The sequence below is a fragment of the Cryobacterium sandaracinum genome (assembly GCF_004403415.1).
Lineage (GTDB): Bacteria > Actinomycetota > Actinomycetes > Actinomycetales > Microbacteriaceae > Cryobacterium > Cryobacterium sandaracinum.
The window spans coordinates 49,297-68,927 of record NZ_SOGO01000009.1; the positions used below are offsets into that span (position 1 = coordinate 49,297).

Annotated in this window: 22 protein-coding genes and 1 tRNA gene; 11 read left to right on the top strand and 12 right to left on the bottom strand. The window is 69.2% G+C overall.

Going from position 1 to position 19,631, the window contains the following annotated elements:
• Positions 1-68: 68 nt before the first annotated feature.
• The 5 genes from rplA to E3T25_RS02760 all read right to left on the bottom strand — a co-directional run bounded on the left by rplA (position 69) and on the right by E3T25_RS02760 (position 2,895).
• A complete protein-coding gene (gene rplA / locus E3T25_RS02740) occupies positions 69-758 on the bottom strand; it encodes a 50S ribosomal protein L1 (RefSeq protein ID WP_104100759.1) in 690 nt (229 codons plus the stop codon).
• A 93-nt stretch (positions 759-851) separates the two neighbouring features.
• A complete protein-coding gene (gene rplK / locus E3T25_RS02745; protein ID WP_104100758.1) occupies positions 852-1,283 on the bottom strand; it encodes a 50S ribosomal protein L11 in 432 nt (143 codons plus the stop codon).
• Positions 1,284-1,386: 103 nt separating this feature from the next.
• On the bottom strand, positions 1,387-2,370 hold the full coding sequence (gene nusG, locus E3T25_RS02750; RefSeq protein ID WP_134343003.1) for a transcription termination/antitermination protein NusG: 984 nt from the start codon (positions 2,368-2,370) through the stop codon (positions 1,387-1,389).
• Positions 2,371-2,504: 134 nt separating this feature from the next.
• A complete protein-coding gene (gene secE, locus E3T25_RS02755) occupies positions 2,505-2,780 on the bottom strand; it encodes a preprotein translocase subunit SecE (RefSeq protein ID WP_104100756.1) in 276 nt (91 codons plus the stop codon).
• Positions 2,781-2,822: 42 nt separating this feature from the next.
• Positions 2,823-2,895 (bottom strand) — tRNA-Trp (locus E3T25_RS02760).
• Positions 2,896-3,066: 171 nt separating this feature from the next.
• On the opposite strand from E3T25_RS02760, the gene E3T25_RS02765 reads away from it, so the two are divergent.
• The 4 genes from E3T25_RS02765 to E3T25_RS02780 all read left to right on the top strand — a co-directional run bounded on the left by E3T25_RS02765 (position 3,067) and on the right by E3T25_RS02780 (position 7,065).
• Complete coding sequence (locus tag E3T25_RS02765) at positions 3,067-4,269, top strand: pyridoxal phosphate-dependent aminotransferase (RefSeq protein ID WP_134372000.1); 1,203 nt, start codon at positions 3,067-3,069, stop codon at positions 4,267-4,269.
• A gap of 37 nt (positions 4,270-4,306) precedes the next feature.
• Entirely contained in the window at positions 4,307-4,756 is a 450-nt protein-coding gene (locus tag E3T25_RS02770) for an ABC transporter permease (RefSeq protein ID WP_134343001.1), read from the top strand.
• Positions 4,757-5,158: 402 nt separating this feature from the next.
• Positions 5,159-6,490 (top strand): PspC domain-containing protein, encoded by a 1,332-nt coding sequence (locus tag E3T25_RS02775; protein WP_134372002.1) that lies wholly within the window; start codon positions 5,159-5,161, stop codon positions 6,488-6,490.
• The gene (locus E3T25_RS02780) at positions 6,490-7,065 is read left to right on the top strand and encodes a hypothetical protein (protein WP_134372004.1); all 576 of its coding nucleotides are present in this window, start codon (positions 6,490-6,492) and stop codon (positions 7,063-7,065) included. The genes E3T25_RS02775 and E3T25_RS02780 overlap by 1 nt, the downstream gene beginning before the upstream one ends.
• A gap of 65 nt (positions 7,066-7,130) precedes the next feature.
• On the opposite strand, the gene E3T25_RS02785 is transcribed toward E3T25_RS02780, so the two are convergent.
• Genes E3T25_RS02785 through E3T25_RS02795 form a run of 3 tightly spaced genes read right to left on the bottom strand, consistent with a single transcriptional unit; the run spans position 7,131 to position 9,200 of the window.
• Positions 7,131-8,309, bottom strand: a complete 1,179-nt coding sequence (locus E3T25_RS02785; protein ID WP_134372064.1) for a UDP-N-acetylmuramate dehydrogenase — start codon at positions 8,307-8,309, stop codon at positions 7,131-7,133.
• A gap of 13 nt (positions 8,310-8,322) precedes the next feature.
• Positions 8,323-8,757, bottom strand: a complete 435-nt coding sequence (locus E3T25_RS02790) for a MaoC/PaaZ C-terminal domain-containing protein (RefSeq protein WP_104100750.1) — start codon at positions 8,755-8,757, stop codon at positions 8,323-8,325.
• The gene (locus E3T25_RS02795) at positions 8,754-9,200 is read right to left on the bottom strand and encodes an FAS1-like dehydratase domain-containing protein (RefSeq protein WP_104100749.1); all 447 of its coding nucleotides are present in this window, start codon (positions 9,198-9,200) and stop codon (positions 8,754-8,756) included. Before E3T25_RS02795 ends, E3T25_RS02790 begins: the two co-directional genes overlap by 4 nt.
• Positions 9,201-9,255: 55 nt before the next feature.
• Here E3T25_RS02795 and E3T25_RS02800 point away from each other — a divergent pair, with 55 nt between their 5' ends.
• The 4 genes from E3T25_RS02800 (at position 9,256) to arsM (ending at position 12,143) form a co-directional block, all read left to right on the top strand.
• Positions 9,256-9,720 carry a GNAT family N-acetyltransferase gene (locus E3T25_RS02800; RefSeq protein WP_158250258.1) on the top strand — a complete coding sequence of 155 codons (465 nt, stop codon included), beginning with the start codon at positions 9,256-9,258 and terminating at the stop codon, positions 9,718-9,720.
• A 49-nt stretch (positions 9,721-9,769) separates the two neighbouring features.
• On the top strand, positions 9,770-10,378 hold the full coding sequence (locus E3T25_RS02805) for a HEAT repeat domain-containing protein (protein WP_134342996.1): 609 nt from the start codon (positions 9,770-9,772) through the stop codon (positions 10,376-10,378).
• Positions 10,379-10,427: 49 nt separating this feature from the next.
• Positions 10,428-11,180, top strand: coding sequence for an SGNH/GDSL hydrolase family protein (locus E3T25_RS02810; RefSeq protein ID WP_134342995.1), 753 nt, complete (start codon positions 10,428-10,430; stop codon positions 11,178-11,180).
• Positions 11,181-11,354: 174 nt separating this feature from the next.
• Positions 11,355-12,143 carry an arsenite methyltransferase gene (gene arsM, locus E3T25_RS02815; protein WP_134372006.1) on the top strand — a complete coding sequence of 263 codons (789 nt, stop codon included), beginning with the start codon at positions 11,355-11,357 and terminating at the stop codon, positions 12,141-12,143.
• Between the two features lie 15 nt (positions 12,144-12,158).
• Here the strand turns inward: arsM and E3T25_RS02820 are convergent, their stop codons facing one another.
• Positions 12,159-13,085, bottom strand: coding sequence for a carbohydrate kinase family protein (locus E3T25_RS02820; RefSeq protein WP_134342993.1), 927 nt, complete (start codon positions 13,083-13,085; stop codon positions 12,159-12,161).
• A gap of 420 nt (positions 13,086-13,505) precedes the next feature.
• On the opposite strand from E3T25_RS02820, the gene E3T25_RS02825 reads away from it, so the two are divergent.
• Positions 13,506-14,432 carry an ornithine cyclodeaminase family protein gene (locus E3T25_RS02825; protein ID WP_134372008.1) on the top strand — a complete coding sequence of 309 codons (927 nt, stop codon included), beginning with the start codon at positions 13,506-13,508 and terminating at the stop codon, positions 14,430-14,432.
• Between the two features lie 145 nt (positions 14,433-14,577).
• Here the strand turns inward: E3T25_RS02825 and E3T25_RS02830 are convergent, their stop codons facing one another.
• Positions 14,578-15,594, bottom strand: coding sequence for a DMT family transporter (locus tag E3T25_RS02830; protein ID WP_134372010.1), 1,017 nt, complete (start codon positions 15,592-15,594; stop codon positions 14,578-14,580).
• Between the two features lie 72 nt (positions 15,595-15,666).
• On the opposite strand from E3T25_RS02830, the gene E3T25_RS02835 reads away from it, so the two are divergent.
• Positions 15,667-16,578 (top strand): LysR family transcriptional regulator, encoded by a 912-nt coding sequence (locus E3T25_RS02835; RefSeq protein ID WP_134372012.1) that lies wholly within the window; start codon positions 15,667-15,669, stop codon positions 16,576-16,578.
• 108 nt (positions 16,579-16,686) lie between these two features.
• Here the strand turns inward: E3T25_RS02835 and E3T25_RS02840 are convergent, their stop codons facing one another.
• Entirely contained in the window at positions 16,687-16,866 is a 180-nt protein-coding gene (locus E3T25_RS02840) for a hypothetical protein (protein ID WP_134372014.1), read from the bottom strand.
• Between the two features lie 110 nt (positions 16,867-16,976).
• Positions 16,977-17,681 carry an NAD(P)H-hydrate epimerase gene (locus E3T25_RS02845; RefSeq protein ID WP_241980561.1) on the bottom strand — a complete coding sequence of 235 codons (705 nt, stop codon included), beginning with the start codon at positions 17,679-17,681 and terminating at the stop codon, positions 16,977-16,979.
• 183 nt (positions 17,682-17,864) lie between these two features.
• On the opposite strand from E3T25_RS02845, the gene E3T25_RS02850 reads away from it, so the two are divergent.
• On the top strand, positions 17,865-19,583 hold the full coding sequence (locus E3T25_RS02850) for an ABC1 kinase family protein (protein ID WP_134372016.1): 1,719 nt from the start codon (positions 17,865-17,867) through the stop codon (positions 19,581-19,583).
• Positions 19,584-19,631 lie beyond the last annotated feature (48 nt).

Below are 19,631 nucleotides of genomic sequence, written 5' to 3' on the forward strand. Positions count from 1 at the left end.
GTTAACGAGGGAAGGGCCCAGTCTTTCGACGGGCCCCTCTTGGTGCAGCCGGGCTGCGGTGGAACTGACTAGATGCTGTTCACATCGAGAGCGATGCCGGGGCCGAACGTGGTCGAAACGGCACCCTTCATGATGTAACGGCCCTTGGAGGAGCTGGGCTTGAGGCGAACGATCTCCTCGAGAGCGGCGCTGATGTTCTCATTCAGCTGCTCGGCGGTGAAGGACACCTTGCCGACGACGAACTGCACGTTGGCGTGCTTGTCGACGCGGAACGCGATCTTTCCGCCCTTGATGTCGGACACGGCGCGCGCGACGTCAGGCGTCACGGTTCCGGTCTTCGGGTTCGGCATGAGGCCGCGCGGGCCGAGAACCTTACCGAGACGACCGACCTTGCCCATGAGCTCCGGGGTCGAGACGGCGGAGTCGAACGAGGTGTAGCCGGCGGCCACCTTCTCGATGAGCTCGTCGCCACCGACCTCGTCGGCACCGGCAGCGATTGCCGCTTCGGCCGCGGGGCCCGTTGCGAAGACGATGACGCGGGCAGTGCGACCGGTGCCGTGAGGAAGAATCACGGTACCGCGAACCATCTGGTCAGCCTTGCGAGGGTCGACGCCGAGCTTGAGGGCGACCTCGACGGTCGAGTTGAAGTTCGCGGAGCCGGTCTCCCGGGCCAGGGTGACGGCCTCGGTCGGGGTGTAGAGCTTGTCTGCGTCGATCTTCTCGGCCGCGGCCCGGTAGGCCTTTGACTTCTGTGCCATGTTGAATCTCCTGTAAAACGAAATTGAGAGTGTGGTGCGAGCCTGGCTGGCTCTTCCACGTACTGCTGGTGGCGGGATGCCTGGGGGAGGTGGTTAGGCCTCGACCGTGATGCCCATGGAGCGGGCGGTGCCGGCGATGATCTTCGACGCTGCGTCGAGGTCGTTCGCGTTGAGGTCGACCATCTTGGCCTCGGCGATCTCGCGGACCTGGGCCTGGGTGAGCTTCGCAACCTTGACGGTGTGCGGGGTTCCACTGCCCTTGGCGACGCCGGCCGCCTTCTTGATGAGCTCCGCCGCCGGCGGAGTCTTCAGGATGAAAGTGAATGAACGGTCGTCGTAGACGGTGATTTCCACCGGGATGACGTTGCCGCGCTGGGATTCCGTCTGAGCGTTGTACGCCTTGCAGAATTCCATGATGTTGACGCCGTGCTGACCCAGCGCCGGCCCGATGGGCGGTGCGGGGTTGGCGGCGCCGGCCTTGATCTGAAGCTTGATCAGACCGGTTACCTTCTTCTTCGGTGCCATTGTTCTTCCTTACTTTGTAATGACGAGCAGCCAGGGGCCGCTCTCCCGGTGGCCCGGACGGGCCCCGGTGAACTTAAATCCGTGGGGAGGGTGTTCAGTCCCTTTAGAGCTTGGTGACCTGGTCGAAGCTGAGCTCGACCGGGGTTTCGCGCTCGAAGAGGGAAACCAGCACGATGAGCTTGCCGCTTTCCGCCTTGATCTCGCTGATCGATCCGGGCAGGCCCGCGAACGAGCCTTCCTTGATCGTGATCGTCTCGCCGATCTCGTAGTCGATCTCGGCCGGGAGGGCGCGGGTCGGGACCTTGCCGCCGTGTCCGCCGGTCTTGGCGGTGGGGACGTCTTGGATCTCGACGAGGCTCTTCAGCATGCCGAAGGCTTCCTCGAAGCGAAGCGGCGTGGGGTTGTGCGCGTTGCCGACGAATCCGGTGACGCCGGGCGTGTGACGCACCACGGACCAGCTGTCTTCGTTGAGGTCCATGCGAACGAGCACGTAGCCGGGGATGCGCACGCGGGTGACCATCTTGCGCTGGCCGTTCTTTATCTCGACGACATCTTCCATCGGAACCTCGACCTGGTAGATGAAATCTTCCATGGCCATCGACTGCTTGCGGTTCTCGATGTTCGACTTCACGCGGCGTTCGAAGCCGGCATAGGAATGAATGACGAACCACTTGCCGGGCTGGAAGCGCAGTTCCTTGCGGAATTCCTCGTAGGGGTCTTCGGGGGTCTCGTCCGCGGCGGGCTCGGCATCGACATCCGTTGCCTCTTCAGCCTCGACTGCCACTTCGTCTTCGTCTTCCACGGCCTCGACGGCGGCCTCGGCCTCGTCGTCGGAATCGATGTCGAGGGCCTCGTCGACGAGAGCGTCGGCGTCGGGGTCAGCGGGCTCGGCCAACGCGTCAAGCGCGGCGTCGAGGTTGACTTCGACGCCCATGCTCGGGTCGAACACGTGCACGGCGACCTGCTCGGCAGCCTCTACGGAGTCTTCTTCAGCGGCGAGGGTGTTGCCCTCCTGCGCCTCGTCCTCGGTGGAGGACTGCTCGGCGGCGGTGGCCCAGTCGGCATCGTCGTGATTCGTGTCAGTCACTAAATTTCAATCCTTTTCTATTGCGTGGGTACGAAACCGTGACCCAAACAGCGTTTGCCCTGAGTTCTGCAGTGACTCTTCTTCATTGATGCGTGGCTGCGACCGCTGGGAGCGGATGCGGCACCGGAAGCTGCCTACCCGCCCGGCGTTCCGAACACGTACGTGACGGCGAGCGCGAACATCCAGTCGAAGGCGGAAACGATGGCCATCATGATGACAACGAATACCAGCACCACACCCGTGTAGCTGAGGAGTTCTTTGCGGGTGGGGGTGACGACCTTGCGGAGCTCCGCCATGACCTGCTTGATGAACAGGGACATCCGAGCGAAAGGACCGCGCTTGGAATCGAGCGCAAGTTTCGCGTTTGCGACGATTTCCTCACTGGGTTCGTCGACAACTTTTCGGGCCACCTGATTACACCTTTCATGTGCCGACGGAATGCCACCGACTTGCAGGGCGGACAGGACTCGAACCTGCAACCTGCGGTTTTGGAGACCGCTGCTCTACCAATTGAGCCACCACCCTATGGAACGAAAGTCAAACTACCTCGTAGCACTCGGACCCCGGAACGAACCGACAAGCGGGCGCAAAAAAAATTGGCAGAATTGAATTACCTCGTCGAGTCTAGGTCACCCGGGGGCCACTGTAAAGCCGAGACAGCCCCAGCAGAACGAGGCAGCCCCGTATGCTCGAAGCGTGGCCCACGAATCCAAGCGCATCTCTACCCGAATCGGCTCCATTGCGGAGTCCGCGACCCTCAAGGTGGACGGCAAGGCGAAGGCCCTGCAGGCCGCCGGCCGGCCGGTCATCAGTTTCGCCGCGGGCGAGCCTGATTTCCCCACCCCGGAGCACATCGTCGAAGCCGCCCTACTGGCGGTCCGCGACCCGAAGAACCACCGGTACACTCCGGCGGCCGGGCTGCCCGACCTGCGCGAGGCCATTGCGGCCAAAACGCTCCGTGACAGCGGCCTGGCGATCTCGCCCAGCCAGGTGGTCGTCACCAACGGCGGCAAGCAGGCCGTCTACCAGGCTTTCGCCACGCTGCTCGACCCGGGCGATGAGGTGCTCGTGCCCACGCCGTACTGGACGACCTACCCGGAGTCGATCCGGCTGGCCGGCGGCGTGCAGGTCGACGTCTTCGCCGGCAGTGACCAGAGCTACCTCGTCACCGTCGAGCAGCTCGAGGCGGCGCGCACGCCGCGCACCAAGGTGCTGCTGTTCGTGTCGCCGTCCAACCCCACCGGAGCCGTCTACTCCCCCGCGCAGACGAAGGCCATCGGCGAGTGGGCCGAGGAACACGGCCTCTGGATCGTCAGCGACGAGATCTACCAGAACCTCACGTATGACGGCGTGCGTGCGATCTCGATCGTCGAGGCCGTCCCCGCGCTGGCCGACCGCACCATCCTGGTCAACGGCGTCGCCAAGACCTACGCGATGACCGGCTGGCGGCTCGGCTGGATGGTCGGCCCGCAGGACGCGATGAAGGCCGCCGCCAACCTGCAGTCGCACCTGTCGTCGAACGTGTCGAACATCTCCCAGCGCGCCGGGATCGCCGCACTCAACGGCCCTCAGGATGCCGCGATCGCCATGCGGGATGCCTTCGACCGTCGCCGACAGGTCATCGTCGCCGAGCTGAACACGATCCCCGGCATCGTCACGCCGACGCCGCAGGGGGCGTTCTACGTCTACCCCGACGTCACCGGCCTGCTCGGACGCACTTGGGGCGGCGTCACCCCGACCACCTCCCTGGAGCTGGCCGATCTTATCCTGGACCAGGCTGAGGTGGCCGTCGTGCCCGGCGAGGCGTTCGGCCCCAGCGGCTACCTGCGCTTCTCCTACGCGCTCGGCGACGCGGCCCTGCTCGAGGGCGTGCAGCGCCTCCAGCGGCTGTTCGCCTAGCGCAGCGCGCCAAACGGCTCGCCGGTGAACCGACAGCTTGGGGGGTCAGGGGCCCTTCTGCTCCCCCCTTCCTGTCGCTCGGCCGGGGCTGTGGACAATCTCCGGCACCCTGTCCACGCTCGAGCGCCGCACCGCCATCCTGCGACGGATACCACCCGGCGCCTTCCTCAGTCATCACACCGCCGCCCTGATCGTCGGCATTCCGCTGCCGCTGGTCATCCCCATCGTGCCGATCCTGCAGTTCATCTCCGGCGTCTATCTGCAGTTCTACCTGCTGCCCGACTGGATGCAGAACGCGGCCAGCGTATTCCCACTGAAGTGGATGGCGAAGGGCATGCGCGGAGTGTTCCTGCCCGACAGCTTCGCGAACCTTGAGCAGAGCGGTTCCCGGGACTTTCCGCTGATCGCGCTGAGCCTGCTCATCTGGCTGGTGGTGGGGCTGGTGCTCAGCCGGGTCACGTTTCGCTGGATCCGCAAGGACACCTAGGGCGTGTCTCCTAACGGCTTGTTGTGTCGCTCACGGAAGGTCAGAGCTGACCGCACCGCGTGGACACTCTTCATCACAGGTTGAGCACCGGGCCCGGCGTCGAACCAATTCGACGGAGATTTTGGGCCAAACACCCATTTTTGAGCTCAAACGCGCTGTTCAGAGCGAAATCTCCGTCGAATTCGTTCGGGACGAGTTGCGGCAGTGCCCAGACTCGACCGACACGGCGTTTGCAGCGCACGTCCATCCCGCGTCGCGGTCCACTGCGCGCCTGCGTCGGCCTCCAGAACAACGACCTCGGAACCCCGAGCCGCGAACCCCCATCGCCCGCAGCCATCAGGGCTCACTCACCGAACGACACCCGGCATTGTCGGCTTGGGCCACCGCGAGCACACTGGCAGCATGACCGACGCACCCGAGAGCCAGACGACGCCGTCGGCCGCGGGGCCCGGCACTCCCCCCACCCCCTCCGACGAGAGCAACGACTTCTTCGCCGCAATCCGTTCCACGGGGATCGTGCGCGGGAGCGACCGCTGGCTGGCCGGCGTCTGCGGCGGAGTCGCACTGCGAGCTGGGCTGAACCCCACGCTGGTGCGAGTTGTGACCATCGCGCTGGGCGTCCTCGGCGGTCCGGTTCTGTTCACGTACGCGGTCGGCTGGGCTCTCCTGCCCGGCCCGACCGGTCGCATCCATGCCGAACAGGCCGTTCGCGGCGTCTTCCCGCCCGTCATGATCGGGATCATCGCGCTGGTGGGCATCAGCTTCGCCTCCTACACGCGCAGCCTGTGGTGGCAGAGCCCGGCGGCCGTGCTGCCCGACTGGCTGGCGACCACACTCGCGGTGGGCTGGAGCGTCGGGGTGACGATCGGGCTCATCTGGCTGGTGTTCTTCCTGGCCCGACGCACCACGGCGCCGGCCGGCGGGTACCCGCACAGCACCGCCGCGGAAGGCATCGGGGCCGGTGTCGCTTTCGGGGCCATGCAGCCCGCCGAAGCAGCGGGCAGCTCCGGGACAGCCGGCACAGCCGGCGGCGCCGTCACCGTCGGCGGCCCTGCCGCGCCACCACCCGGACGCGGCTCCTGGCGCGACCTTCGCCCCGGGGCCGGCTTCAGCGCGATCGTGCTCGGGTCGGCATTGCTCTGCGGCGCGGTCGCCGCCGGTGTGTGGTCGGGCGGCAACTGGTCGGATGCCGCACTGGTGCTGGGCCTGGCCGTCACGCTGGGGGTGCTGGCCGTTGGCATCATCGTGTCGGGCATTCGCGGAAAGCAGAGCGGCGCCCTGGGTGGGTTCGCCTTCCTTGCGGCGGTGGCCCTGGTGCTGCTGGGCCTATTCCCGAGCGGCACCGCGTTCTTCCTGGTCGGCATCCCGGTCTGGACGGTCAGCGCCGATGCCGACGCTGCTCCCCCGGGGTATGCCGTGCTCTCCGGCCGGGCCACCATCGATCTCACGGCCCTCAACGCGGCGAGCGTGGAGGACCGCACGATCGATATCTGGATGGGCGTGGGCGTCACCGAGCTGATCCTGCCCCGCGGCCGGGCCGTGCTGGTGGAGACGAATGCGCTGGCCGGCAGGATCGACTACGTCGGCGGCTCGGTCGCCGTGCAGCAGGGCGGCGCCTTCTACTCTGACTCGCGTACCTTCAACGACGACGGCACCGGCACAGTGGCCCGCGTCCGCGTCTGGACGGCGCTCGGCCAGGTCACTGTCGTCGGCCCCTCGCGTCTGGAACCCTGATGACCACGACCCCCGACCCGAACCAGCCGCCGAACGAGCCGCCGAACCCGCCGTTCGCCCGGCCGCTCGACGATCAGCCCACGGATGCCGTCACGTCCGTGACGGCAGCACCTGACCCCGCGCCCGCCGAGCCCGAGGGCCATGGGGAGAGCGGTCACGAGGTGGAGGTTGAGACCACCCGTGCAGCCCCGGCTCACACGGTCGCCTGTCCGAGCCCCATCCCTGACTACGCGATGGAGCCCTCCGTCGAGCCGCCAGCGACGGCACCGGCGTTTCTCGCCTCGGACCCGCCGTTTCCGGTCGCGCCGGTGCCGACGGCCCGCGCCGCGGCCCCGACCGCCGCCGCCGCCGCCGAACCGGCGTACCCCGAGGCATCCATGCGACCCCTCCGCCGCCCGCTGTTCAGCACGATCGTCTGGGGAGTGATCCTGCTCGCCCTGGCCGGCTACGTGCTGCTCGGGGTGCTGGTACCTGCTCCCGCCGATCCCACGCTCTGGCTGCTCGGCGGCGTGATTGTGATCGGACTCCTGCTAATCGTGGTCGGCATCATCGCAGCGCTCCGCCGCGCCGGCTGACGCCCCCGCCCGCGCTCACACCCCGGTTTGACGGCTTCAGGCCCGCGAGAGCGGCGCGGGCCGCGCTAGGCGTCGAGGCCGACGAGCACGGGCTCGGGCTGCAGGATCACGCCGAACTCGGACTGCACGCGAGCCTCCACCAGCCGGGCGAGCTGCGCGATCTCGTCGGCGGTGGCCCCGCCAGTGTTGGTCAGCGCAAGGGTGTGCTTGCTGGAGATCGCGGCGCGGGAGCCCGGCAGCCGGAAGCCGCGCGAGATCCCGGAGTGCTCGATCAGCCAGGCGGCGCTCAGCTTCACGAGCGGCACGGACCGCTCCCCGGGGATCGGTCCGACGCCGGCATACTCGTCGAGCGGGATCACCCGGTCGGGCAGTTCCTGCTCGCCGAGCGGCCAGCGGGGCACGGCGTCCGGCAATGTGCGCGAAAACGCCAGCGACACGATCGGATTGGTGAAGAAGGAGCCGGCGCTGCGGGTATCGGCGTCATTCGGGTCGAGCACCATGCCCTTCCCCGAACGCAGGGCCAGGACGGCGCCCCGCAGCTGCGCGAGCGGCACCCGATCGCCCAGCTGCACGCCGAGTGCGGTCGCAAGCTGCGGGTAGGACACCGGCCGGCTGAGCGCGCCGCCGAGAACGGATGCCTCGCTCTGCGTGTCGTGCAGGTTCAATTCGACCGCGATCACCAGACCGCGGAGCCCCTGTTTCAGAGCCGAGGTGCGGTAGCCCAGTTCGAGCTCGCCAGCCCCCATCCGTCGCCGTTCGCCACTGTCGTAGTCGAGGAAGTCGATGGCAGCCAGGCTGTTGCCGAGTTCCTGGCCGTAGGCGCCGATGTTCTGCACCGGGGAGGCCCCGGTCGAACCGGGGATGCCGGAGAGTGCCTCGATACCGGACCAGCCCTGCGCCACGGTGTAGGCCACCAGCTCGTCCCAGGGCTCACCGGCCTGCACTCGCAGCACCAGCCGGTCCGGGTGATCAGACGGCGAAGGGGACGCGGGAGAGGAAGCCGAGACAACGTCCACCCCGCGGGTCAGCACCCGGATCACCGTACCGTCGAAGCCCTCGTCGGCCACGATCGTGTTCGATCCGCCGCCGAGCAGCAGCCACTCATCGCCCGAGGCCCACACGATCAGGGTCTGGTCGACAAGGTCCTGCTCGGTGGCGGGCGACACCATCCGGGCGGCAGGGCCGCCGACGCCCATGGTGGTCAGGTCGGCAAAGGTCGGCGCGGAGGCAGCCGGGCTCGTCATCGGGAACGACCACTCAGACAAGGCGCACGCGTGCCTGCGCCTTGCCCAGCACAGTCACCTCGCCCGACGACACGATGAGGTCGATGCGGGCGACGCCGGCATCCGTGTCGATGGCGCCGACCTTGGCGACCACGGTCACGACCGCCGCGCCGTCGGCCGGCACGAGCACGGGGCGGGTGAACCGCACCTGATAGTCCACGATGCGGCCGGGGTCGCCGACCCAGGCGACGACCGGCTGAACGGCGAAGCCCATGGTGAGCATGCCGTGCGCGAGCACGCCGGGCAGTCCCACGGACACGGCCACGTCGTCGCGGTAGTGGATGGGGTTGAAGTCTCCGGATGCCCCGGCGTAGTGCACGAGGGAGTCGCGCGTGAGCGGGAACGTGCCCTCGGCGACGACGTCTCCGACGGTCAGGTCAGCGAGGCGGGGCGTAGCGATGATGGTCATTCGTCTCCCCTGACGACAAGGGTGGAGGTCGCGGTCACGACGTGCGCGCCGGCGGCGTCGACGATGGTTGACACGGCCGTCACCATGGAGTGGCCGCCGAGGCTCTTTACGCCGGCCACGTGGAGCGTGGCGGTGAGTTCGTCACCGGCCACGATCGGGCGGCTGAACGTGAACCGCTGGTCTCCGTGCACGACGCGGGTGAAGTCGATGCCGGCATCCGGGACGGCCAGAAGCTGCGCCAGGGTGGCCTCCTGAACGACCACGGCGAATGTGGGCGGGGCGACGACGTCGGCGTAGCCCGCGGCGCGCGCGGCCTCCGGGTCGAGGTTGATCGGACTCGTGGCAAAGACCGCGCGGGAGAACTCGCGCACCTTCTCCCGGCCGACGAGATAGGGGGCGACGGGCGGGAAGACCCGGCCCTGCAGTTCGGGGTTGACAGACACAGGCCGAGTTTACCGGCCTCGGCCGGGGACGGCGCCATCGGGCAGACTGGCTGGTGTGAAGATCAAGCGCGTGCGTCTGGGTGACCCTGAGGTGGTCCCGCTCCTGGCCGACCTGGCGCGGGAGTATGACGAGCGCTACGGCGACGGCGACTCGGTGCACGACGTGCCGGCGGATGCCTTCGCCCCGCCGAGCGGCACCTTCCTCGTGCTGCTCGATGGGGGCGTGACGGTGGCGGGTGGCGGCATCCGTCGCCTGAGCGAGACGACCGGCGAGGTGAAACGGATGTGGACCAACCCGGCCTACCGCCGGCAGGGCCACGCCGTGGCCCTGCTCGCCGCCCTCGAGGAGGTGGCGCAGCAATTCGGCTACCGGCACCTGCGCCTGGAGACGGGCCACGCGCAGCCGGAGGCGCTCGCGCTGTACCGGCGCCTCGGCTACCGGGAGATCGGCAATTACGGGATCTACGAGAACGCGACCGGGTTCGAGCGCACGTTTGCCTCCCCGGAACGCCCCGCCTGACAGTCCGGCATTGGCCTGCGACACGCCCGCTTGCTAGCGTAGACACGTCATGCCTAACAAATTAGAGCCACATCCCGACCTTCCCATCGACCTGCCCACGGCCGAACGCATCCATGCGGCCGTCGCGCATTATGGCGAACAGGCCGTCATCGACAATTCCGTCGCGCTACTCCGCGCCAAGAACGCCGGCAAGGACTTCCTGCTCTACGCCGGCGGACGCCACGCCCTGGGCATCCTCGAAGGTGCCCCCGCCCTCTACTGGCCCGAGCTGTGGGGTGCCCGTGCGCTGCTCTACGTCTGGGGCGATTCGGCGGCACCGTACATCGTCGTCGGCATGAACAACCAGGCTTGGCGGGTGCGCGAGATGTGCGCCAAGGTCGTCCTGCTGCGCGGCCTCGAGGTGGCGCCCAAGCTGGTGCGCCTGACCACCGACGAGGTTCCGCGCGTGCGCGCCGCGGCCCTGCACGCGCTGGCCGCCCAGGGCACCGCCGACCACCTCGCCACCATCGTGCAGCGTCTGCGCGACCCCGACAAAGAGGTGCGCCGCGCGGCCCAGCAGGCCCGCGACGTGCTCAACGCACGGTGGAACCTTACGGTCGAGCAGGGCCAGGGCACCGAGCAGACCCACGGAACCCGGCACACCCACCCGAGCGCGTAGCCGAGCCCGGAACCGGGACACACACGCAGTACCGAGACGGGGGGTCCGGATGTTCCATCGCTTTGTGGCCATGGGCGACAGTTTCACCGAAGGCGTCGGTGACGACCTGCCGGGCGGCCAGGTGCGCGGCTGGGCCGACCTGGTCGCGCTCGGGCTCGCCGCGGCATCCGCCCACCCCGTCTCCTACGCCAACCTCGCCGTGCGCGGTCGGCTGCTCGGCCCGATCGTGGCGGAGCAGCTGGAGTCCGCGCTCGCGCTCGGCCCCGACCTGCTCAGCATCTGCGGCGGCGGCAACGACGTGATGCGGCCGCGGGTCGAGATCCCCTATGTGGTCGACCTGATGCGGAAGGTCGTCGACCGGGCCGAGGCGCAGGGCGTGCACGTGCTGGTGCTCAGCGGCGGCAATCCCTCGCACCACCTGCCGCTCGGCAACCTGATGCGCCGGCGTGGCGATCAGCTGGCGGATGCCGCGCGCGCCGCCTTCGACCGGCCGGGCGTCACGCTCGTCGACAATTGGGCCGACTCCGAGCTGGAGCACAAGCGGTTCTGGTCGGTCGACAAACTGCACCTCAACGCGCTCGGGCACACCCGGGTGGCCACAAACGTGCTGGCCGAGCTGGGGGTGCCGGTTCCGGTGGAGTGGCTGGATGCGCCCGCCGCGGCCGACGAGCAGGTGCAGAGCACGACCGCGTATTACCGCGAGTTCGTGCTGCCGTGGATCGGACGCCGGCTCACCGGACGCTCCTCCGGAGACGGCCGCCCGCCCAAGCGGCCCACCCTAGAGCCGGTCGATGTCGGCTGATCTTTCCGGAAGGGGCGCCCGCGCCGCGACCAGGCTGCCGCGTCGGGCCCGCATCCGGCCCGGGAGAGTCGATTTGTGTCTCCTCACGCGCGTGGATTGACGGCGATCGATTTTCGGCGGTAGATTGCATCGATAGTCATCAATGTATGAAGGTCTCAGTCGAGGGAGAACGCCATGAGCGAGAACAGTAACCCGGTGCGCGAAGAGGTGCGGGCCCGCTACGCGAGCGTGGCCGTCTCGGTTGCGAATGAGGGGCGTCGGTCGCTGCTCACCGAGACGCCTGCCGCCGGCTGCTGCGAACCGGCCGCCATCGACGAGAGCCTGGTTTTCGGCTCCGCGCTCTACGACGACGCGTCGACCGCTGACCTCCCGGGCGCGGCCCTGCTGGCGAGCCTCGGCTGCGGCAACCCCACGGCGGTCGCAGACCTGCAGGCCGGCGAAACCGTGCTCGACCTCGGCTCGGGCGGAGGCATCGACGTGCTCCTCTCCGCCCGCCGGGTCGGCCCCACCGGGTTCGCCTACGGCCTCGACATGACCGACGAGATGCTCGACCTTGCCCGGCATAATGCGGCCGCAGCCCAGGCGCAGAACGTCCAGTTCCTGAAAGGCACGATCGAGGAGATCCCACTAGGCTCCGGCAGCGTCGACGTCGTCATCTCCAACTGCGTGATCAACCTATCGACGGACAAACCCGCCGTGATCGGCGAGATGTTTCGCGTGCTGCGGCCCGGCGGCCGCGTCGGAGTGTCCGACGTCGTGGCCGAGAACCACCTCGCTCCCGCCCAGCGGGCCGAGCGCGGCTCCCACGTGGGCTGCATCGCCGGCGCGCTCTCGATCACGGAGTACAAGTCCCTGCTCGCCGCCGCGGGCTTCGAGCAGGTGGGCGTCACCCTGACCCACGGGGTGACCGACGGGATGCACGGCGCCATTGTGCGGGCGGTCAAGCCGGCCGGCGCCGCCTAGACCGGCCAGCGACGCCTAACCCGCGGTGGGTACGCGCAGCAGGGCACCCTCCCGGCGGCAGGTGGCGGCCGCGATCAGCATGGCGTCGGCCAGCAGGGCCTGCCAGCCCGCGGCATCCGTGGGCACGCCCCTCGTCAGCATGGTCTGCACAGCCCCGGCGAGGGTGGCGTCGCCCGCGCCCATGGTGTCGACGACGGCGCCGGGAAGCACGGCGATCGGCTCGCTGACCCGCAGATCGGCGCCGCAGGCAACGGATGCCCCCGCGCGCCCGGCCGTGGCCAGCACCGTCTGCGTGCCGGCAGCCAGCAGCCGCTCCCGCAACTCTTCGAGGGTGCTGCGGTAGAGCAGCTCGGCGTCCTCGTCCCCCACCTTCGTGAGGAGGCTCCGGGCAGCGATTCGTTCGAAGTTCGCCACGAACAGGTCGCCGTCGGCGAGCATGCCCGAACGCGGATTCGGGTCGATCACGAGGCGGCGTTCCGGCTCCGCGACCGCGGCGATGAAGGCATCCGTCTGGGCCGTGTCATCGAAAGGGAAGCAGCTCACGACCACGAGGCGGGCGTTGTCCAGGGCCGCGCGCTCGGCCGGGCCGAACTCGATGCGGCGCTTCCGCGCGGCCTCATTGAAGGCGTAGGTGGGCTCGCCGTCGGTGCGGTCGGAGGTGGCGCGGGAGCTGCCAAACGGCCCGGGTGTGGCGACCAACGTCACGTCGTGCGCGGCGAGGAACTCGCGCAGCCGGGCACCGTCGGCGTCGTCGCCGACCATGGCGATCAGGGTGGTCGGCACACCGAGCACGGCCAGGCCGACGGCCACGTTGAGGGCGGCGCCGCCGGGGAACTCCAGGCGGGACCCCGGGCTCAGCATCTCGTCGATGAGTGCGTCGCCGACCACGACCACCCGGTTCTGCTCAGTCAGGTTCTGCTCAGTCAGGTTCTGCTCAGTCATTCGCTCTCTCCCTTGCCCCTGCCAACAACCCTGTCGCACCAAGCCTAGGTGAGTGAGTCCTCATCGATATTGAACCAATTCGACGGAGATTCTCGTGCAGAACTGCTTTTTAGGCGCGTTGAGGAGCAACTCTGGCAAAATCTCCGTCGAATTCGTTCGGGGCGCTAGCCCGAGCCGGCCTGTGTCACCCCGCGTCACCCCGAGTCAGCCCGCGAAACCAAATGCGGCCCCATTTGTCCAGACCCTTCCGCCGGGCGCGGCATCGTCGTACGCTCGAACACAGGCAGGGTGGCTCCCCGAACACCGGTCCTTAGTCCCTGATTGCAGGGTCCGTATGAGACCGGAGCGAAGCACCCCTCGTCGGGGGCAGGACATCATCGGGGTGACCTGCCCCCACACTCCGACACGTACAGTCGGAGCATGGCTTCCGATGCACCCACCCCGTGGATCTCCGCCGACGAGATCTTCGCCCGCGTCGGCGTCGGCGCCGCGGCCCGCGCCCTGCAGGTCGCCGTGCGGGCTGGGCTCGACCCGGCGCTTGATTTCAACCGCAGCATCCTGCCCCTCGACCGGGGCCAGCTGCTGCTCATGCCGTCGCAGTCCGCGGAGTTCGTGGGCGTCAAGATCGCCACCATCGCGCCGGGCAACCCGCAGCTCGGCCGGTCACTCATCCAGGGCGTCTACCTGCTCATGGATGCTGTCACGCTCAGCCCGGTCGCCCTGCTCGACGGCATCGCACTGACGACCCTGCGCACCCCGGCGGTGTCGGCGGCCGTCGCCGACCTGCTCGCGCCCGCCGAGGTGGAGCACCTCGTGGTGTTCGGCGCGGGACCCCAGGCGCGCGGGCATGTCGAGGCGATGCGCGCCATCCGCCGGGTCGGTCGGGTCACCGTGGTCGGCCGGCACCCGGGCCGCGCCGAGGCACTGGCCGAGCAGGTGCGGGCGGGCGGGCTGCCCGCGCAGACCGGCACCCCCGGCGCCGTGGCCGACGCTCAGCTCATCGTCTGCGCCACCACCGCCCGCACCCCGCTGTTCGACGGGTCCCTGGTGCCGCGGAACTCCTGCACGGTGGCGGTCGGGTCGCACGAGCCCGACGCCCGCGAGCTTTCCAGCGAGCTGATCGGACGCGCGCAGGTCGTCGTCGAAGACAGCCAGGTCGCGCTGCGGGAGGGCGGCGACGTGCTGATCCCGCTCCGGGAGGGCGTGATCCAGGCCGATTCCCTGGTGCCGATGCGGGACATCCTGACCGGCACGGTCGGCGTCGACCAGTCGCGTCCCCGCGTCTTCACGAGCTCCGGCATGTCCTGGCAGGACCTGGTGGTCGCCCAGGCCGTCTTCCGCCCGTAATCCCACCGCGCGTGTACGCCGTTCATCACGGAGCGCCGTGTGTAGCGTCGAACCAATTCGACGGAGATTTTCTCATCAAGGCGCTGTTTCAGAGGGTTTGAGACCGTCTCAGGCAAAATCTCCGTCGAATTCGTTCGGGCTGGATTTAATGCGAGCGAGCGCGCGCGCTCGCTGAGCTGCAGCCGAACCCGGCTTCAGCCGATGGCCGCGAGCGACGGATGTGACCGGGCCGGCACCGCGAGCACGTCGGCCGCCGCCCTAGTCGGTGCCCCTGCTCCACCCGCTGTCCCCACGAGGTGCCCGCGATGATCAGGCCTGCCCCGAGCACCGCCACCAGGCCGAGGTTCTCACTGCCGAGGCTCACCCCCACGACCACCGCCCAGACCGGTTCGGTGCCCATCAGCAGGCTGGCCCGCGCGGCCGAGGTGTGCCGGATCGCCCAGGTCTGGGCCAGGAACGCGAACACGCTGCAGGCCAGACCGAGGTAGAGCACCCCGAGCCAGGCGGCCGGACCGAAGGCGCCGATCGCCCGAAGTGTTCCCGGCGCATCCGCTGCGGTGAACGCCAGGGCACCCACGGCGGCCTGCACCAGCGTGATCGTGAGCGTCCCGGGCCGGCGGCCGGCGTCGTCGGCGCGGGTCACCCGGCCGACCATGGTGACGTGCAGGGCGCGCACGAGCGCTGCGGCGAGCATGAGCAGGTCGCCAGGGTTCGGGGCGCGAAAACCACTGCCGGAAACGAGCAGCGCTACCCCGACGACCGCGAGCACCGCAGCCACGAAGAACGAACGCGGTAGCCAGTTGCGCGCCGCGACCGACTCGAGGATCGGGGTGAGGATGATCGTCAAGCTGATGATCAGGCCCGCGTTGGTGGCCGAGGTCACGGCCACGCCGGCCGTCTCCAACCAGAGAATCGCCGCCTGGGTGAGCCCGAGCAGCGCGCCCCCGGCCAGCTCGGCGCGGGTCGGCCGCCGAGGCCGGCTCAACGCCCAGATCAGCAGCAGCGCCAGCGCAGCCACCAGAAAGCGCAGCGCGAGAACGGCGCCCACACTCGCCTGCTCGGTCAGCACCTTGGCGGCGAGGTAGCTGCCACCCCAGACCAGCGCGACAAGCAGCAGGACGGCGTCGATGCGGTAACGTCCGAGCCGCGGGAGGAAGGTCATGGGCCAATGCTGCCGGGCGGCATCCGTTAAGTCCAGATCACCAATTCTGAACTAACACTTTAGTGTTTGCTTATGGATTTGCATCAGCTCTTCATCCTGCGGGAACTCGGCGAGCGCGGCAGCGTCGCCGCGGTGGCCCGCGCGATGTTCGTCTCGTCGTCGGCGGTGTCGCAGCAGCTGTCCGCGCTGCAGCGCAGCACGGGCGTGGCGCTGACCGAACGACGCGGGCGCAGGCTTGTGCTGACACCCGCCGGCACGGCTCTCGCTACCGCCGCCGCCAGCGTGTCCACCGCGATGGCCGCCGCCGAGCAGTCGGTGGCACATTTCCACGAAGAGCCGGCCGCGCCGGTGAGCCTGTCGGCGTTCCACAGCGCTGGGCTGGCCTGGTTCGGGCCTCTGATCTCGCGATTGGCCAGTCCGGCCGGACCCACAGGGACGCCAATCCGGTGCGGCGACGAGGATGTCGCACGGCAGGATTTCCCGGCACTGGTCGCCGACTATGACCTCGTCATCGCCCACCGGCTGCCGCACGATCCCCTCTGGCCGCAACGGGTCACGGTCACCCCGCTGCTCTACGAACCGCTGGATGTGGCGCTGCATGTCGGACATCCTCTGGCCGGTCGGTCGTCGGTGTCGGTCGCCGACATCGCCGACGAGCCCTGGATCGCCGGGCACCCGGGCTTCCCGCTCGCGGAGGCGGTGAATGTCGTCGCGGCGAGCGCCGGGCACCCCCTACGGATCGAGCACCGCATCAACGAGTTCTTCGTGGCGGCCTCCGTGGTCGCTTCGGGGTCCGCGATCGCACTGCTGCCCCGGTACACGATGGCCCCGGCGCCAGGGTCCGGCCTGGTGCTGCTGCCGATCGACGACCTGCGGGTCGGCCGCCAGATCGACGTTCTCAGCCGCCCCGAGACGCTGCTGCGGGCGTCGGTGCGCCGGGTGCTGGGCGAGCTGCGAGCGGTGGCCGGCTCCCGCACGGAATGACCGCCGCGTTGAGAGGATGTCCGACTCACCGGCATGGTCAATGTCGCCGAGGTCTTCCAGCGGACACCCGACCCCGCGAGAGCGGGGACGGGCGACGGATGCGTCGCCTCACCAGTCGACGAGCTGCTCCCTGTCTCGCTGCACATCGAACGTGAACTGCTGATGCCTGACCATCGCGGGGATCTCCCACACCAACCAGATGGGGACCAGCAGGAACAGCCACAGCCCGGCAGGGGTCTGGAGCATACCGAAGACGGCGACGAACCCTGCGGGCGGAACTGTGATCACGGTATCGGCCCCCCTCAGTGCCTTTGGGCGGGAGGAAATGACTACCGTCCATTGATGCTCCGGGTGCGGATACGCAACGGCGCCGACCGTGGAAACAGCAGAGAAAGAACTTACCCGCGATCCCGGGCCGCGATCCGTTCGAGCTCGTCGCCAATGCCGATGTCGGCCACGACGATTCGTCCGGCCAGGCTCGCCGCGGGTTCCCGCAGCAGACCTGGTTTGCAGCCTCCGAACGTCACCGTCAGGTGCGCGGGCAGCACGGTGGGGTCCGGCACGGCGCCGTCGTCGACGCCGATCCCGCTGGGCAGGTCCACCGCCACCACGAGGGGCGCGCCGGGGTCGTGCAGCGCGGGAAGGATGGCCGCCACCACCTCACGAGCCCGCCCGCGGAGCGCCGGGCTGGTGCTCGTGCCGGTGCCGGTGCCGAGGATGCCGTCGAGGATCACCGCGGATACCCGCGCCACCCGGGCGAGAGCGGCATCCGTTTCAGCCAGGGGCAGCAGCGCCGCCCCGGCCGCCAGGGCAGCGCTGAGGCCGCCGTCGTGGAGCTGTGCCGACGTGGGCACGATGGTCACCAAGGCACCCTGCGCGGCCAGCAGCGCGGCCGCGTGCAGGGCGTCGCCGCCGTTGTTCCCCGCACCGGCCAGCACCAGCACCCGCGCGTCCGGCACTCCCCCGCTTTCCGTGAGCAGCTCCTCGAGCAGGGCCGCCGTCTCCGCGGCGAGCGCGGCCGATGCCCGCTCCATCAACGGCACGCCCTCGGCCAGGAAGGGAGTCTCGGCCTCGCGCATCTGGGCGGCGGTGTAGGTTTTCACGTCGCCAGAGTACTCCCGCGGCGGTGCGGCTCACGGCACCGAGGGCGACCGGCCGAGCCCTGCCGAGATCTGTCCGTGCCCCCTCGTGCCACCCGGTTCGCACCCGTCTCCCATCCTGACCGGGCATGCTGAAGTCCTGATCGCCCGCCACTCCGGCCGGCGCGCGACAAGAGAGCTGAAACAGTGGCCGGCGCACGCGGCATCACCCTTCCGAAACTGACTCTGGCCACCGAGCGGAGCCGCCCGGCTCCCCCGCGGCCCTTCCTGCAGCGCGGCCGCCGCTTCGCCGAACTCGTGCGTATCGCCCGGAAGAATGGACTGCTGCCGGTGCGGCGGCTCGACTTCACGACCAACCCGGGCGGGGCAGCCGTTCGCGCCGTGCAGGCCGAGGGTCTGCGGGCCGCGCTGGAGGAGGCCGGTGGAGCCTTCGTCAAGATGGGCCAGCTGCTCTCCACCCGATCCGACTTCCTGCCCCCGGAATTCGCCCGGGCCCTCGCGACGCTTCAGCAGAGCGTGAAGCCTGCCCCCTGGGGCGAGGTCGAACGGATGCTGGAGGAGGAGTTCGGCGGACCCCTCGCCGGCGTCTTCGCCAGCTTCGATCCCGACCCCATCGCCGCGGCCTCCATCGGCCAGGTGCACCGGGCGACCCTGATGAACGGCACTGTAGTGGCCGTCAAGGTGCAGCGGCCCGGGATCGTGCCGGAGCTGCGGCGCGACGTCGCCATCGCCGTGCGGGTGACGAACCTGATGAGCCTGACGTCTCCGCAGGCCAGAACTCTGGGCATCAAGGCGGTCGCCGAGGACTATGCGGCCGACCTCGTGCGCCAACTGGACTTCCGGCTGGAGGCGCTGAACCTCTCGGCCATGCGCGCCCTCCAGCTGCGCGGCCCGCGGGCCGGCGACCTGCGTTTCCCCGAGCTGTTCGAGTCTCTGTCCAGCGATCGCGTGCTGGTGATGGAGTACCTGGTCGGCGACACGTTCAGCGACCTGAACGAGACGTCCGACGCGCCTCGGGCCGAGCTCGGCGCCGCCATGCGCACCGTGCTCAGCGCCTTCGTGCGCCAGATCGTCTTCGACGGCGTCTTCCACGCCGACCTGCACCCCGGCAACATCATGCTGCTGGCCGACGGCACCCCCGCGCTAGTCGACTTCGGATCGGTGGGCCGGCTCGACCTGCAGCTGCGGGAGACGATCCAGGAGCTGCTGATCGCTTTCCTCCAGTCCGACACCCAGCTCATCGCCGACGGGCTCCTCAAAGTCGCCCCGCTGCGGGACGGTGCGGACGAGAAGGCGTTCCGCCGCGAGCTGAGCGCGTTCATCACGTTCGAGTTGGGGCCCGGCGCGCGGGTCAGCGTGCTGACCGTGGATGTCCTGGTGGCTATCCTCACCCGGTACGGCGTGGGAATCCCCGCCGAGTTCGTAGCGGCGGCGCGGGCGTTCGCGGTGCTCGAGGGCACCCTGCGCTCCAGCATGCCGGAGTTCGACCTGCTCGAGGAGTCCCGCAGGCTGGCGAGCGTACAGATCCGCGACCAGATGGCGCCGGCCAACGTGCGCGAACTCCTGACCACCGAGCTTCTGGCCCTGCTGCCCAGCGTGCGCCGGCTCCCCCGGCGTTTCGACCAGATCGGGCAGGCCCTCGAGATGGGCAACCTCAACGTCAATGTGCGGCTGCTCGCGGACCAGAGCGACCGGCGGCTGCTCACCGGGCTGGTGCGGCAGAGCCTGCTGGCCCTGGTCGGCGGGGCCGCCGGGGTGATGTCCCTGGTCTACCTCACGACACCCGCACCGGCGGACCCGGGGGTCATCAGCACGGTGACGGCCGGGTTCAGCCTGGGTGCCGGCTCCGTGGTGCTGCTGGTTTCGGCGTTCGTGGATTCGCTCGTGACCCGCAGCCGCGCGTGACCCGTGCGACTGAATCGAGCGACTGCCACGTGCGACTGCTACGCGCGT